Source organism: Bacillus sp. 3G2, from assembly GCF_044324725.1.
In the GTDB taxonomy this organism is placed as follows: Bacteria; Bacillota; Bacilli; order Bacillales; family Bacillaceae_G; genus Bacillus_A; species Bacillus_A mobilis.
In genome coordinates, this window is sequence record NZ_CP172246.1 from 1,191,653 (window position 1) to 1,206,808 (window position 15,156).

Below are 15,156 nucleotides of genomic sequence, written 5' to 3' on the forward strand. Positions count from 1 at the left end.
GGAGCTATTTGTTTCAAGGAGAAAGGGTTGGTGGTATGGAGCGCGTGCTAATTGTAGGTGCACTTACGTTTGTAGGTTATCACCTTGTGAATAAAATGATTGCAGAAGAAGTAGAAGTGTACGGTCTTGATTTTGATGAATTCGAGAATATGACAAAAATTAATGAAGAGAAGTTATTGTTAATTGGGCGAAATGCGTTATTTACGTATTACTCGATAAGAGATGAAGATGGATGGAAATCAGTAGAAGGAGAGAGGTTCGATACGGTTTACTTTTGCCTGTATGAGCCAAATCAACAAAGTGGCTTTCGAAATGAAAGGGTCATATTACAGTATTTAAAGCGGATTATAAGATTGTGTGCAGAACATAAAGTGAAGTTAAATCTAATTTCTTCTATTAAATTAGGAAACGCAGATGAATCCGAAAATAAACGTTTATTTTCGAAAGTGGAAGAAGGATTGAAAAAAGGAGAGGTACAGTATAGTGTATTTCGAGTTCCTACATTATACGGGCCGTGGCAACCATCTTTTATGATGTATCATCAGCTCATTTTATCAGAACTGGATGAGAAAGAGTGCCATTATGTGAGTGAGGAAAACGGAAGTGATCTACTGTACGTGGAAGATGTATGTGAATACTTATGGGAAAATGGAATGAACGAGGAGCATCTCGGTATATACAATTTACTTAGTGGTAAAAAATCATTATGGAAAAAAGGTATGAACCTTTTACGTGCAGAGGATAAAGTGAATAAAGAGAATGAGGAAGAAAGAGATGATACTGTCGAGGTTATTTTGATAAAAAGAAATACTCCGTTAGAATACGGTTTAAATAAACAATTGGCACATATGAAAAAATATAAAGAGTTATACGAAGGATAGCGAGCGTGTTACACTATGTATGTGAAAGTTTTAATGGAGAGGAAGAACATAATATGAATGAGAAAAGCATGCAATTTTTACAAATCGCAATGAAGCATTTACCAGAAGCAAAGGCCATTTTAGATGATAATGGCATTGCGCTTGATATGGAGAAAGCACAACCAGTATTAGAGTTATTGATGAAAGTTATGAACGAAGCATATGAGCTTGGGAAAGCAGATAAAGAATAAAACCTTCTTTTTTAGATGGAAGAGAGGCTCGAACCGTGAATAGAAGCGGTTCGGGCCTTTTTATATTTCAAAAGAAACAGGAAAGGTATGTTTCTGTTTCTTTTAATAAACAATAAAGTGAATAATGCCTAGCTTTATGTTTTAGCTGAAATATATTCTAGACAAAAATACATTTATGTTTTAAAATTAGTACCAAGTCATAATAATTGATATAAAACGGAGGGCTGCGATGTGAACGTGGGCATTTTAGGGATCGGAAGATATGTGCCGGAAAAAGTAGTCACAAATCACGATTTAGAGAAAATAATGGATACATCCGATGAATGGATTCGTACGAGAACGGGAATTGCAGAAAGACGCATTGCCGATGATACAATAGATACTTCATATATGGCTGTAGAGGCTGCTAAAAAAGCACTTGAAGATGCAGGGGTTAGCGGAGAAGATATCGATCTTATTTTAGTGGCGACAGTAACACCAGATCGCGCGTTTCCAGCAGTAGCGTGTGTCATTCAAGAAGCGATTGGAGCAAAACATGCAGCTGCAATGGATGTAGGTGCAGCATGTGCTGGTTTTATGTACGGAATGATTACAGCGCAGCAATTTATTCAAACGGGAACTTATAAAAATGTATTAGTAGTTGGTAGTGATAAACTATCTAAAATTGTAGACTGGAATGATCGCAATACAGCAGTACTATTTGGAGACGGAGCCGGTGCTATCGTAATGGGGGCTGTTTCAGAAGGAAGAGGCGTTCTATCTTTCGAATTAGGAGCAGATGGAAGTGGCGGTAAGCATCTATATCAAGACGAGTATGTTATGATGAATGGCAGAGAAGTCTTTAAATTTGCCGTTCGTCAACTTGGTGAATCTTGTCTTCGCGTGCTGGATAAGGCTGGTCTTACGAAAGAGGATGTGGATTTCTTAGTACCGCATCAAGCGAATATTCGTATTATGGAATCTGCAAGAGAGAGATTAAATTTACCACAAGAAAAAATGAGTATGACAATTGAAAAGTTTGGTAATACATCAGCTTCTTCAATTCCAATTGCAATGGTAGAGGAATTGCAAAACGGACGTATTCAAGATGGTGATTTAATTATACTTGTTGGTTTTGGCGGCGGATTAACATGGGGAGCAGTCGCTCTTCGTTGGGGTAAATAAGGACTGAGAGAAAAAAAGGAGTGTATTTTGTATGGAAAAAAAGAGGGTCGTAATTACAGGACTAGGAGCTGTTACACCGGTCGGTACAGATGTTGAAACAGCGTGGGAAAACATTAAAAAGGGTGTATCTGGAATCGGACGACTTACAAGAATTGATCCGGAACTATTTCCAGCAAAAGTAGCAGCAGAAATTAACGACTTTGAAGTCGAGAAATATATTGATAAAAAAGAAGCGCGCCGTATGGATCGCTTTACACAATATGCAGTAGCAGCAGCGAAAATGGCAGTTGCGGATGCAAAGCTTGAAATTACAGAAGAAAACGGACCTCGAATTGGTGTATGGATTGGTTCTGGTATTGGTGGTATGGAAACATACGAAGAACAATTTAAGATTTTTACTGAGAAAGGCCCGCGCCGCGTGAGCCCATTCTTCGTACCAATGATGATCCCAGATATGGCAGCAGGTCAAGTATCGATTGCAACAGGAGCAAAAGGGATTAACACTTGTTCTGTAACAGCTTGTGCATCGGGTGCAAACTCAATTGGTGATGCATTTAAAGCGATTCAGCGTGGCGATGCGGATGCAATGATTACAGGGGGAGCAGAGGCGCCGTTAACAAGTATGGCATTTGCAGGATTTAGCTCAGCGAAAGCATTAACATTTAATGAAGATCCAGCAACAGCTTGCCGTCCATTCGATAAAAATCGTAGCGGTTTCGTAATGGGTGAAGGTTCAGGTATTTTAATTCTTGAAGAATTAGAGCACGCATTAGCTCGTGGTGCTCACATTTATGCGGAAATCGCTGGTTACGGTGCAACTGGTGATGCATTCCATATTACAATGCCGGCTCCTGGTGGTGAAGGCGGCGTGCGTGCAATGCGTCAAGCTTTAGCAGATGCAGGTCTACAGCCAGAAGATATTGATTACATTAATGCGCACGGTACAAGTACGGATGCGAATGAAAAGTATGAAACGATGGCAATTAAAGAAACGTTCGGTGAGCACGCGTATAAAGTAGCAATTAGCTCAACGAAATCAATGACAGGTCACTTATTAGGAGCAGCTGGTGCTGTTGAAGCGATCTTCTCGATTAAATCAATTACAGACGGAGTAATCCCTCCAACAATTAACTATGAAACACCAGATCCAGAATGTGACTTAGATTACGTACCGAATAAAGCGAGACAACAAGAAGTAAATGCAGTATTAAGTAACTCACTAGGATTCGGTGGTCATAACGCAGTGTTAGTATTTAAATCGTATAAATAATAGATGAAATAAGGAGTTTTTTCGTAGCATATTGCGAAAAAACTCCTTATTTATTTTTACGCCTTTTTCTCCTTTTGCATATACATAAGAAAAAGGAGGGATAAAGATGGGGGTTGTTGAAACTGCTGAGTGGTTACATCGATATTATGGACGGCCAGAAAAGCTGTGTGAGAAGTTTACGAAGTATATCCCGCTGCCAAAAGAAAGATTGTATCGCTTTTTAATTTCTAAAGGTATGTATCGCCCGGTTATGCGAGGAGAACAAGAAATTAAAGAGTTAGAGAAAAAGGAAGTTTGGAAAGAATTACGTATTGAGTATGAGAAACTGAAAAATTGGTTGAAAGGTCCGGATGTCCCTGTCTTTATTTTATTATCAGATTCCTATAATCGAACTGTACAAGAAGAGTATAACGGCAGGGCTGGATTATCTATGCGTCACGTTATTTTCTTATTCGTATGCGGACGGAATTCGGTAGAAGAATTAAAAGTGTTATTGGCGCATGAATATCATCACATATGCAGGTTACATCAAATTGAGACGAAAGAAACAGAATATACATTACTTGATACGATGATTATGGAAGGGCTAGCTGAGCAAGCGGTAACGGAAAGATATTCAGAAAAAAACAATGCACCGTGGACGACGTATCTTTCAAAAGAAGAGGCTATTTATTATTGGGAAAACGTTGTACACGAAAGAATAAGTATAAAACGAGGAACAAGGGAGCATGACATCTTATTAAATGGATTTCATTCTTATCCGAAGATGCTTGGCTATACTCTTGGATTTCATATTGTCAAAGATTGTGTAACTTCAGAAGGAGAAGATACGCTTTCTTTATTACCTATAGATGCAAAAGAAATATTGGATAAAGCAAATACATTCCATATATAAAAAACAGGATCCCTATTTCCTGTTTTTTTTAGTATTAATAGAAGAAAAAATAATAATTAGAATATATTTCCTTAGGTGGAATAAAGTTAAGAAAAATTGAACATAATGATTGATACAAACAGTAGTGAAGTGAGGGGTAGTGAATGTTATATCTACATGATGTATGGGTAAATTGGTTTGAAGGTGAAGAAAATGGGTATAACGTTTGTCATTTTTACGAATGGCGGAAAGATGATACGATTGAGCTATTAGATCAAGTGCCATTATTAAAAGTAGATGCCACATTATATCATTACATCGAGAACGAATTGTTAGAGCTTCCGCAAAAAATGTTGGAAGACGTACATCATAAGGCTTATATTCGTAAAAATCATGAACGTTTGCAGCAAGAGTATTGCTTTGTAGTTACAGATGGAAAAGGAATTATTGCGATCGACACAATTGGTTACAATGTGCCAATTCGAAAGAGCAGACTTATACCGCGCCAAGAGCAGATGGTATATGAGATGGTAGAAAACGTACAAGCAGAAAAGTATGAGTTCCAAGTAGAAGAAATGGAAAAAGAACATCATATTTTATCACCATCACCTTTCATTATGAATGGCTTAACTCGTAAAGAACGACAGCTTAAACAATTATTATTTATGGCGTTAGATCAATTACATACAACGAAAAACACAGCAGAAATTCGCTATTGGTTCACAGAGTGGGATCCATCAGCATACGGAATGGTTCAACATATGGAATTTGAAGATATTTGGGCTAAACTGTATGATGAAGCGAAAACAGGCTGGTCTGAGAAGCACGAACAATTATGTGAGCGTCTCGTAAAAGGACAGCCATTCTTTGAAAAGTTATGGGAAATGGAAAACGAGCAGAAGGTAAATTAAAAAACCGCCAATTGGCGGTTTTTTTTATTTGTTGTAACTTGGCTTCAGCGAGCATTCTAAGAAATCCAGCTCCGGCAGCAAGCTCTTCGTGTCTAAGAACCTTCCGCATAAGAAGACGAAAAGCGTCTTCTATGCGAAAGAACCTTAGCCAGTCAGAGCTGAACGAGCTGCCTCCGCTTTATATAGTAATCCAGCTCCAGCGGCAAGAATGTTCGGTGGCTTCGCGCCTTCCTGCGAGGCAAAAAGCGCCTCTACGTCAGGAGCTCCATCCCCCTCACATTCTGAACGAGCCGCCTCCGCTTTATATAAGTTACCTACGTTTTCTACTTAATCCCATTGCGTTTTCTACTTTGCGTAGTTGTTTGAATGCAACGCGGTTTGCTTTTTCGGCACCTTTGTCTAGAATTTCGTCTAGTTCTGGTGAGCTGATCAGTTCGTTATATTTGTCTTGGATTGGACGAATTGCATCTACGACTACTTGTGCTAGGTCGCCTTTGAAGTCTCCGTATCCTTTTCCTTCGTACATTGCTTCGATTTCTTCTACTGTTTTTCCAGAGAATGAAGAGTAGATTGTTAATAGGTTAGAGATGCCAGGTTTGTTTTCTTTATCGAATTTCACAATACCTTCAGAATCAGTTACAGCACTCTTAATTTTCTTTTCAATTGTTTTTGGTTCATCAAGCATGCTGATCATTGATTTTGGATTCGGATCAGATTTACTCATTTTCTTCGTAGGTTCTGTTAATGACATAACGCGAGCTCCTACTTTTGGAATACGAATTTCAGGAACAGTGAACACTTCACGGAAGCGCTTGTTGAAACGCTCTGCTAGGTCACGTGTTAATTCCATATGTTGTTTTTGATCATCACCAACAGGTACGATTTCAGTGTTGTAAAGTAAAATATCAGCAGCCATTAATGGTGGGTACGTTAGTAATCCAGCTGGAACTGAGTCTCTACCTGATGCTTTATCTTTATATTGCGTCATACGCTCTAATTCTCCAACGTAAGCAACTGATTGCATAATCCATCCTAGTTGAGCGTGTGCTGGTACTTCTGACTGTACAAATAAAGTAGCTTTTTCAGGATCAATGCCACATGCCACATAAAGCGCAGCAAGACTGCGGATGTTTTTACGAAGTTGTACGGGATCTTGAGGTACTGTAATCGCATGTTGGTTTACAATACAGAAATAACAGTCGTGTTCATTTTGAAGCTCTGTAAATTGCTTCATAGCTCCTAAATAGTTCCCAAGTGTAATCGTTCCACTCGGCTGAATACCAGAAAAGATAACTGACATAAGTAATTCCTCCTAAATTTGAATGCGTGATAGGGAAGAGAAGGCAAACAAAAAAGCCCATTCATCCCAAAAAACTATAGGGACGAATGGACCGCGGTACCACCCTAATTATTTCACTACTGTGAAATCTCTCTAATCCATAATAACGTTTGGATATAACGCCAAAGCCTACTACTTTCGGTTCGGTTTGGTGCTCAAAAGCCCATTCCACACTGCGCAATTACTTGTTCACACCAGCCACAAGCTCTCTGAAATTGCCTCAATATGTACTCTTCTTTATCATCGCATACATATAAATTTATTTATTGTTACCTGAGCTCTTTTAATATGAAAGAACTAAAGTTTTATAACAAAATGTTTTGCTGATTATTATATCATATGGGATAGTGTTTGCAAACTACATCAAAATAGTAAAGCTAATGAGGGTTGAGAACAACCCAAGAACGATACCTGTAATACAAATTGGATACGTCCATTTGAATGAATATGTTTTATAAATACGTTCTTTCTTATCGACAGGTTCCTCTGCTTCTTCAATTAAAGAGTCAATTTTTTTGTTCGTACCAAACACTCTTTGAAAGGCGTAAATTGTTACGTTAAAAAATCCATTTTGAAATATGAATAAAAAACCGCCGACAAGAATAAAAAATAGTGCAGCATAAAACGATATATTGACAAAATTCAACAAAAATTGCGATGAAACGAGGATTGCGCCAATACTAGAAGCGATTATCGCTATGAAAATTAGTATACAAGTATGAAAAAAAACTTTATTCAAAATGTTCCCCTCCGTCAAAATATTACTAGAATTATTATACTATAAAAGCTATAATATGTACTAGAATTAATTTTTTGAAAATTATACGCAATTAAAGGTCTGATTTCAAGATGATGGTAGCAATGTTAACGTATCCCTTTACAAAAAAATAAAAAAATAAACATTTTATTAAAAATTTTAACAAAAAAACAAAAAACTATATTCACAATTGTTATATTATATGTATAATGAAAATTGTAGAAACTTGGAGATTATTCTTTCAATTCTACTTTTTTACAAGTGAGGGTACAGGAAGTGCAATTAGGGGAGGCAACACAACATGAAGAAAAAGATACCGTTATTACTTGCATCGACGCTGACAGTCAGTATGTTAGGAGCTTGTAGTTACCAAAAAGAGGATAATAAAGCAGGTGCAAAAGAAAAATCCTCAAACAAGCAAGCGTTAAATCTAACTGAGACAGCTGAAATTCCAACTATGGATACGACGTTATCAACGGATGCAACATCTTCTAACATCATGAATAACACAATGGAGGGATTATATCGTCTGGGGAAAGACGATAAACTTGTTCCAGGTGTCGCTAAATCTTATGAGAAATCAGAAGATGGCAAAAAGTATGTGTTTAAGTTACGTGAAGATGCGAAATGGTCTAATGGTGAACCTGTAACAGCGAAAGACTTCGTTTATTCTTGGCGAAGAGCTGTAGATTCAAACACAGGTGCCAAGTTTGCTTACATACTATTTGATGTTAAAAATGCGGAGAAAGTTAACAAGAAAGAATTGCCAGTTGAAGAGCTTGGTGTAAAGGCAATTGATGATCATACACTTGAAGTGGAATTAGATAACCCTGTTCCTTATTTTGTAAGTTTAACAGTCTATCCGACGTTGTATCCTTTGAATGAGAAGTTTGTAACAGAACAAGGAGCAAAATTCGGATTAGAATCCAATACGACACTTTATAATGGTCCATTCGTATTAAATGAATGGAAGCATGAACAAAGTTTCCAACTTAAGAAGAATCCAACGTATTGGGAAAATAAAGAAGTAAAACTTGAGGAAATAAACTTCAATATTGTTAAGGATCGTTCAACTGCTATAAATTTATATGAAACGAAAGCAATTGATCGTGTAGTCTTAACATCAGAGTTTGTAGACAAATACAAATCAGATGCTGACTTTAAAACGATTAAGAGACCATCTACACAATTTATTCGCTTAAATGAAAAGAATAAATTTTTAGCAAATAAAAATATCCGAAAAGCAATTGCAATGTCCTTTGAACGTGAAAATATCGGAAAAGTTATCTTAAACGATGGTTCAGAGGGGATATATGGTTTTGTTCCGAAAGGCTTAGCAAAAGGTCCGAATGGAAAAGACTTCCGTGAAGAGAACGGAAAGCTTATAAAAGAGGATATGAAAGAAGCTCAAAAATATTGGGAAGCTGGTAAAAAAGAACTTGGTGTAGACAAAGTAGAGTTAGAGCTATTAAACTTTGATACTGATGATGCTAAAAAAATCGGAGAGTATTTAAAAGGCCAATTTGAAAAGAACTTACCAGGTTTAACAGTTTCCACAAAAATGCAGCCATTTGCACAAAAATTAAAACTGGAAGCAAGTGGAGATTATGCAATGTCATATGCGGGATGGAGTCCAGATTATATGGATCCAATGTCATTCCTTGAAATGTATACGACAGGTAATGCGCAAAACAAAGTAAATTATGCAAACCCAGCGTATGATGACTTAATTAAAAAAGCGAAAACAGAAGTTGATGTACAAGCTCGTTGGGATGCATTATTACAAGCGGAAAAACAACTGCTTGAAGATGCAGCGATTGCTCCAGTATATCAACCAGGAAAAGCTTATTTACAACGTGGCTCAATTACTGGCCTATTAGAACATAAATATGGCGGAGAATTTAGCTATAAGTGGGTTGAACTCAAAAACTAAAAATGGTTTCCATCATGAATAAGGGTATATGCCTATGATGGGCGTATGCTCTTATTTTAAAAAAATAAAAGTAAGAATATTTTAAACTATCTTATTGCTTTTGAGAAAAACGGGGAGGTGCTTGACTATGGGACGTTATGTATTAAAACGTTTCGTGTACATGGCTTTGACATTATTTTTAATTACTACACTGACTTTCTTTTTGATGAAATTACTTCCGGGTTCTCCGCTTAAAAACCAGGAGAAACTATCACCGGCACAAAAAGAAATCATTCTTGAAAAATATGGCTTAAATGATCCAGTACCAGTTCAATATGCACGTTACTTAGGTAACTTAGCAAAAGGTGATTTAGGGGTATCATTCCAATATGATAACCGTCCAGTAACAGATATGATTGTGGATCGCATTGGACCATCAGCACAACTTGGTTTACAAGCGATTATATTAGGAACATTTATCGGTTTACTTTTAGGAATCGTTGCGGCACTTCGTAACAATACGTGGGTCGATTATGGGGCGACAATTATTTCCGTACTCGGGATGTCGGTACCATCGTTCGTATTCGCCGCATTACTACAATATTTCGTAGGGGTAAAACTTGGTTGGTTCCCAGTAGCCTTCTGGAAAGGGCCAGAGTTTACAGTGATGCCTACGATCGCTTTATCGATGGCAGTTATAGCAACAATCGCACGTTTCTCTCGTGCAGAGTTAATTGAAGTTATGCAAGCTGACTACATTTTAACAGCGAAAGCAAAAGGGATTAGTCAAGGCGTTATCATTGTAAAACACGCACTTCGTAACGCGCTAATTCCAGTTGTAACAATTTTAGGACCAATGGTTGCGGCATTAATTACAGGAACACTCGTTATCGAGCAAATTTATGCAGTACCAGGACTAGGGGAACAGTTCGTTAAATCTATTACAGTGAATGACTATACAGTTATTATGGGAACTACAATTTTCTATAGTGCGATTTTCATCTTAGTTATTTTCATTGTTGATATTTTATACGGAATTATTGATCCTCGAATTCGTTTAGCGGGAGGGAAAAAATGATGAAAGATGTACAAAAATTATCTCCAGATTTATTTCAACAAGCCAATCAAAATAATGTGGATAATGAAGTCATTGCCCGTCCAAGCTTAACGTTTTGGCAAGATGTAAGAAGACGTTTGTTCCAACATAAAGGAGCAATGTTAGGTTTCGTTTTATTAGCGCTTATTGTATTACTAGCAATTTTTGGGCCGATGGTAAGTAAACACTCTTATAAAGAGCAAGACTTAGGTCGTGCGAAATTACCACCGAAAATTCCTGTTATTGAAAATGTTCATTGGCTACCATTTGACGGTACAGATCAATATGGTGTTGACCAATATGAAAAACGTGATATTAAAGAGTATTTCTGGTTTGGTACAGATGATCTTGGACGCGATTTATGGACAAGAACATGGGAAGGTACGCGCGTATCGTTATATATTGCTCTTTTAGCAGCGGCGATTGACTTAGTAATTGGGGTTGCATACGGAGGTATTTCAGCGTTCTATGGCGGTAGAGTAGATAATATTATGCAACGTGTTATGGAGATTATTAACGGTATTCCATACTTAATCATCGTTATTTTAATGGTAATCATTATGGGGTCTGGTATATGGTCAATTACACTTGCAATGGCGATTACAGGCTGGATAGGGATGTCGCGGATTGTTCGTGGACAAATCTTAAAGTTAAAAAACCAAGAATATGTATTAGCATCTCGTACATTAGGTGCAACAAATACACAATTAATTGTGAAACATTTAATTCCAAACGTAATGGGACCTATCATCGTAATGACAATGTTTACAATTCCATCAGCGGTGTTTGGTGAAGCGTTCTTAAGTTTCATCGGTTTAGGAATTCAGCCACCATTTGCGTCACTTGGTTCTCTTGTAAATGATGGTTATAAATCAATTCAAACGTATCCACATATGATGTTCATCCCAGCGGTTGTCATCAGTATGTTAATCTTAGCATTCAACTTAATGGCAGACGGATTACGCGACGCGTTAGATCCAAAAATGCGTAAGTAAAAGAGGGGAGAAGTAAAAATGAAAACATTGCTAGAGGTAAAAGATTTGCAAGTCTCCTTTGATACACATGCAGGTGAAGTACAAGCTGTACGCGGTGTTACTTTTGATTTGAAAAAAGGAGAAACATTAGCGATTGTAGGAGAATCTGGTTCTGGTAAATCAGTTACTTCTAAAGCGTTAATGGGATTAATTCCGAATCCTCCAGGACGTATTAAAAACGGTGAAATCGTATTTGAAGGTCGTGACTTAACGAAATTAACAGAAAAAGAAATGCAACAAGTTCGTGGTAAAGATATCGCAATGATTTTCCAAGATCCTATGACATCATTAAATCCAACGATGACAATTGGGAATCAAATTATGGAAGGCCTTATTAAACACCAAGGGATGAGTAAAGCAGATGCACGTAAAGTTGCATTAGAATTAATCGACCTTGTAGGTATTCCAAATCCAGAAGCACGTTTAAAACAATATCCTCACCAATTCTCAGGTGGTATGAGACAGCGTGTAGTTATTGCGATGGCGTTAGCTTGTAACCCGAAATTATTAATTGCCGATGAGCCGACAACAGCGCTAGACGTTACAATTCAGGCGCAAATTTTAGAACTTATGAAGGACATTCAGCAAAAAACAGAAGCAGCAATCATTTTCATTACGCATGATTTAGGTGTAGTGGCAAACGTTGCGGACCGCGTAGCAGTTATGTACGCTGGTAAAGTTGTTGAAATTGGAACGGTTGATGAAATTTTCTACAATCCAAAACATCCGTATACTTGGGGCCTAATCGCATCTATGCCAAGTTTAGATGGTTCAGAAGAAGAGTTATATGCAATCCCTGGAACGCCTCCAGATTTATTAAAGCCGCCAAAGGGAGATGCTTTTGCACCACGTAACCCGCAGGCGCTGAAAATTGATTTTGAAATGGACCCACCTTTATTTAAAGTAAGTGATACACACTACGCGGCAACTTGGTTACTTCACGAGCAAGCTCCAGAAGTAAGACCGCCGGCAGTTGTTGAAAAACGCATTCTTCAAATGAAAGCAGGTGAACAACATGACTAAACAACGTGAGAAATTAATTGAAGTAAAAAATGTAAAGCAGCACTTCGACGTGAGTGGTGGTGTTGTCAAAGCGGTTAATGATATTTCATTTGATATTTACCGCGGAGAGACATTTGGTCTTGTAGGAGAATCAGGTTGTGGTAAATCTACAACTGGAAGAACGATTATTCGTTTATATGATGCAACTGCTGGTGAAGTATTGTTCGATGGTGAAAATGTACATGGTAAAAAATCACGTGCACAACTGAAGAAGTTCAACCGTAAAATGCAAATGATTTTCCAAGATCCATATGCATCATTAAACCCTCGTATGACAGTAGGGGATATTATTGCAGAAGGTATTGATATTCACGGACTAGCAAAAGGCAAAAAAGAGCGTATGGACCGTGTTCATGAATTATTAATCACAGTTGGTTTAAATAAAGAGCACGCAAACCGTTTCCCGCATGAATTCTCAGGTGGACAACGTCAACGTATCGGTATCGCTCGCGCACTTGCTGTAGAACCGGAATTTATCATTGCCGATGAGCCAATCTCAGCACTTGATGTTTCAATCCAGGCGCAAGTTGTAAACTTACTGAAAAAGTTACAAAAAGAAAAAGGTTTAACATACTTATTCATTGCCCATGATTTATCAATGGTAAAATACATTAGTGACCGAATCGGCGTAATGTACCGTGGTCAAATCGTTGAGCTAACAACAAGTGAAGAGTTATATGCGAATCCAATTCATCCATATACGAAATCACTATTATCAGCAATTCCGCTTCCAGATCCAGATTATGAGCGCAATCGTAAACGTATCGTATACGATCCATCTCAGCATGATTATGCTAGTGAAGCACCAACGATGCGTGAAATTCGCCCAGGACATTTCGTACTATGTTCTGAAGCGGAGTATAAGAAATATAAAGAGATTTATCAATAATAAAAAGCCAATCTTCCGTTATGGAAGATTGGCTTTTTTCTACTATATAAACAGTTTTATTGTTAATATTTGTTTGTAAGTGAATACATGCATTTTGATTAAATGAGTATTACTGTGCCTGAACAGAAACAATCTCTTCTTGTTCTTCCGGTTTAACGAGTGCATAACGTTCCCACGCTCTACTTTTCCAGCGGAAGAACATAATGATGGCACGTGTCCATTCATCAATAGCAATCGCTAGCCAAATACCAACGAGCCCCATATCTAAATGGAAGGCGAAGAAGTAACCGAGTGGTAAACTCATTAACACCATAGAGAATGCGCCGATTAAAACGGGGTACTTTGCATCACCAGCTGCGCGAAGTGAATTGATAATGACGATGTTCATCGTACGTCCCGTTTCAAGTAGTACACTTAGTAAAAGAACTGACGCACCTAACGCAATAATGTGCGGATTATCTGTAAATAGTCCCATTAATTGTGTACGGAATGTAATGACGAGAGCGACCATACATAAAGTGACTCCAATTGCCCACTTTACACTTTTCCATACGCGTTCATACGCTTCGTCTTTTTCACCACCGCCAACGAGGCGTCCGATAATAATGGCTGTTCCCATACCGATCGCAATCGCGAATAAATAAGTGAACATAGAAATGTTCGTAGCGTATTGTCTCGCCGCTAATGATTCTGTTCCTAAGTATGTTGCATAGTATAAGAAGACAATTTGGCAAGCTTGATACATAACCTGCTCAAATGCAGATGGAATCCCAATCTTTAAAATTTTCCCGATGTATTCTTTTGATAAGGTGAAGTAATATTGTAATTTCACACGGTATTCCATAACGCGGTACAGTAACCAGAAGAAAACGATAAGTGCAATTAATCTGCTGACAGCAGAAGAAATGGCAGCCCCTTGTACACCGAGCTCTGGGAAACCAAATTTTCCGAAAATGAGTACGTAGTTTCCAGCGATATGAATAATATTCATTCCAAGAGAAATAAACATCGCTTGCTTTGTGAAGCCATGTACGCGGATAATTGCGGCTAATGAATTAATAATAGCTTGAAGGAAAATAGCGCCTCCGACGATGGATAAATAGTTTTGCGCATACATGAGTACATCGCCTTGTAAGTTCATTGCCATCATCATATGTTTTGAAAATAAAAGAAAACCAGCGCTTATAATGAGTCCGACCACTAAATTTAATGTGACGGCTAATGCTGATATTTTAGATGCTTCCATAAAACGTTTGGAACCGAGGTATTGAGATACGACGATCGCAGCGCCGTTCCCGATGACTTCTAGTACCAAAATAGCGATATGGAGATATTGATTCGCTGCACCAACCCCAGATACAGCATCGTCTGATAATGCACTTAACATGAAAGTATCAGCGATCCCCATTAACATAAATAGAAAAACTTCTAGAAAAATAGGCCATGTTAATAAGAATAAACTTAATTTCTCTGTCGGCCCGTTTTTTGCTTGAATTGCTGTCATGTCCGTCCCCTCTTTACCGATATCTATTTTTAGCAAAATGTATCGTAACATACTTTCTTATCCTTTGCACTCATTTTAACCTACATATCTTTATTATGAAGAAAGCGCTATTTTATGATAAAAAGAGAAGGATAATTATGCACAAAGTATTATCAGATATAAATTTTATTTTTCTCTGATAATTTAGAAAAATAGAAAAATATTCATTTTCAACACTTTAGTAAGGATAATCA

The 15,156-nt window shown here is 37.6% G+C and carries 14 protein-coding genes and 1 other annotated feature; of the genes, 11 read left to right on the forward strand and 3 right to left on the reverse strand.

The features are described from left to right. Nucleotides 1-8: 8 nt before the first annotated feature. The 6 genes from ACHZK0_RS06040 (at nucleotide 9) to ACHZK0_RS06065 (ending at nucleotide 5,330) form a co-directional block, all read left to right on the forward strand. The gene (locus tag ACHZK0_RS06040; protein ID WP_270342834.1) at nucleotides 9-881 is read left to right on the forward strand and encodes an NAD-dependent epimerase/dehydratase family protein; all 873 of its coding nucleotides are present in this window, start codon (nucleotides 9-11) and stop codon (nucleotides 879-881) included. A gap of 53 nt (nucleotides 882-934) precedes the next feature. Then, nucleotides 935-1,111 (forward strand): ComZ family protein, encoded by a 177-nt coding sequence (locus ACHZK0_RS06045; protein WP_001986215.1) that lies wholly within the window; start codon nucleotides 935-937, stop codon nucleotides 1,109-1,111. A gap of 231 nt (nucleotides 1,112-1,342) precedes the next feature. Beyond that, a complete protein-coding gene (fabH, locus tag ACHZK0_RS06050) occupies nucleotides 1,343-2,275 on the forward strand; it encodes a beta-ketoacyl-ACP synthase III (protein WP_001100533.1) in 933 nt (310 codons plus the stop codon). Nucleotides 2,276-2,306: 31 nt separating this feature from the next. Continuing rightward, nucleotides 2,307-3,545, forward strand: a complete 1,239-nt coding sequence (fabF, locus tag ACHZK0_RS06055; protein WP_262743060.1) for a beta-ketoacyl-ACP synthase II — start codon at nucleotides 2,307-2,309, stop codon at nucleotides 3,543-3,545. 106 nt (nucleotides 3,546-3,651) lie between these two features. After that, a complete protein-coding gene (locus tag ACHZK0_RS06060) occupies nucleotides 3,652-4,440 on the forward strand; it encodes a DUF2268 domain-containing protein (protein ID WP_262743061.1) in 789 nt (262 codons plus the stop codon). Between the two features lie 143 nt (nucleotides 4,441-4,583). Beyond that, entirely contained in the window at nucleotides 4,584-5,330 is a 747-nt protein-coding gene (locus tag ACHZK0_RS06065) for a YjbA family protein (RefSeq protein WP_000966126.1), read from the forward strand. A gap of 310 nt (nucleotides 5,331-5,640) precedes the next feature. Here ACHZK0_RS06065 and trpS read toward each other — a convergent pair whose 3' ends face one another. Together trpS and ACHZK0_RS06075 are read right to left on the reverse strand one after the other, a co-directional pair. Beyond that, complete coding sequence (gene trpS, locus ACHZK0_RS06070) at nucleotides 5,641-6,630, reverse strand: tryptophan--tRNA ligase (RefSeq protein WP_061678727.1); 990 nt, start codon at nucleotides 6,628-6,630, stop codon at nucleotides 5,641-5,643. Nucleotides 6,631-6,705: 75 nt separating this feature from the next. Further along, nucleotides 6,706-6,922, reverse strand: a binding site (T-box leader). Between the two features lie 105 nt (nucleotides 6,923-7,027). Continuing rightward, a complete protein-coding gene (locus ACHZK0_RS06075; protein ID WP_262743062.1) occupies nucleotides 7,028-7,408 on the reverse strand; it encodes a DUF3899 domain-containing protein in 381 nt (126 codons plus the stop codon). 319 nt (nucleotides 7,409-7,727) lie between these two features. Between ACHZK0_RS06075 and ACHZK0_RS06080 the strand changes: the two genes are divergently transcribed. From ACHZK0_RS06080 to ACHZK0_RS06100, 5 genes are all read left to right on the forward strand, one after another. Next, complete coding sequence (locus tag ACHZK0_RS06080) at nucleotides 7,728-9,359, forward strand: peptide ABC transporter substrate-binding protein (RefSeq protein WP_098654958.1); 1,632 nt, start codon at nucleotides 7,728-7,730, stop codon at nucleotides 9,357-9,359. Between the two features lie 127 nt (nucleotides 9,360-9,486). Beyond that, nucleotides 9,487-10,416, forward strand: coding sequence for an oligopeptide ABC transporter permease (gene opp3b, locus ACHZK0_RS06085; RefSeq protein WP_063260236.1), 930 nt, complete (start codon nucleotides 9,487-9,489; stop codon nucleotides 10,414-10,416). Beyond that, nucleotides 10,413-11,429 carry an oligopeptide ABC transporter permease gene (opp3C, locus tag ACHZK0_RS06090; protein WP_063260237.1) on the forward strand — a complete coding sequence of 339 codons (1,017 nt, stop codon included), beginning with the start codon at nucleotides 10,413-10,415 and terminating at the stop codon, nucleotides 11,427-11,429. The genes opp3b and opp3C overlap by 4 nt, the downstream gene beginning before the upstream one ends. Before the next feature lie 18 nt (nucleotides 11,430-11,447). Beyond that, nucleotides 11,448-12,491, forward strand: a complete 1,044-nt coding sequence (locus ACHZK0_RS06095; protein ID WP_000854348.1) for an ABC transporter ATP-binding protein — start codon at nucleotides 11,448-11,450, stop codon at nucleotides 12,489-12,491. Further along, entirely contained in the window at nucleotides 12,484-13,419 is a 936-nt protein-coding gene (locus ACHZK0_RS06100; RefSeq protein ID WP_000166352.1) for an ABC transporter ATP-binding protein, read from the forward strand. The genes ACHZK0_RS06095 and ACHZK0_RS06100 overlap by 8 nt, the downstream gene beginning before the upstream one ends. Nucleotides 13,420-13,528: 109 nt before the next feature. Here ACHZK0_RS06100 and ACHZK0_RS06105 read toward each other — a convergent pair whose 3' ends face one another. Then, nucleotides 13,529-14,974 (reverse strand): MATE family efflux transporter, encoded by a 1,446-nt coding sequence (locus tag ACHZK0_RS06105; RefSeq protein ID WP_395761334.1) that lies wholly within the window; start codon nucleotides 14,972-14,974, stop codon nucleotides 13,529-13,531. Between the last annotated feature and the right edge of the window lie 182 nt (nucleotides 14,975-15,156).

What these genes read in the sequence shown, in the direction of transcription:
- opp3C (WP_063260237.1), top strand. Translation starts at nt 10,413, where the DNA reads ATGATGAAAGATGTACAAAAATTATCTCCAGATTTATTTCAACAAGCC.
- ACHZK0_RS06065 (WP_000966126.1), top strand. Translation starts at nt 4,584, where the DNA reads ATGTTATATCTACATGATGTATGGGTAAATTGGTTTGAAGGTGAAGAA.
- opp3b (WP_063260236.1), top strand. Translation starts at nt 9,487, where the DNA reads ATGGGACGTTATGTATTAAAACGTTTCGTGTACATGGCTTTGACATTA.
- trpS (WP_061678727.1), bottom strand. Translation starts at nt 6,630, where the DNA reads ATGTCAGTTATCTTTTCTGGTATTCAGCCGAGTGGAACGATTACACTT.
- ACHZK0_RS06105 (WP_395761334.1), bottom strand. Translation starts at nt 14,974, where the DNA reads ATGTTACGATACATTTTGCTAAAAATAGATATCGGTAAAGAGGGGACG.
- ACHZK0_RS06100 (WP_000166352.1), top strand. Translation starts at nt 12,484, where the DNA reads ATGACTAAACAACGTGAGAAATTAATTGAAGTAAAAAATGTAAAGCAG.
- ACHZK0_RS06045 (WP_001986215.1), top strand. Translation starts at nt 935, where the DNA reads ATGAATGAGAAAAGCATGCAATTTTTACAAATCGCAATGAAGCATTTA.
- ACHZK0_RS06060 (WP_262743061.1), top strand. Translation starts at nt 3,652, where the DNA reads ATGGGGGTTGTTGAAACTGCTGAGTGGTTACATCGATATTATGGACGG.
- ACHZK0_RS06095 (WP_000854348.1), top strand. Translation starts at nt 11,448, where the DNA reads ATGAAAACATTGCTAGAGGTAAAAGATTTGCAAGTCTCCTTTGATACA.
- ACHZK0_RS06080 (WP_098654958.1), top strand. Translation starts at nt 7,728, where the DNA reads ATGAAGAAAAAGATACCGTTATTACTTGCATCGACGCTGACAGTCAGT.
- fabF (WP_262743060.1), top strand. Translation starts at nt 2,307, where the DNA reads ATGGAAAAAAAGAGGGTCGTAATTACAGGACTAGGAGCTGTTACACCG.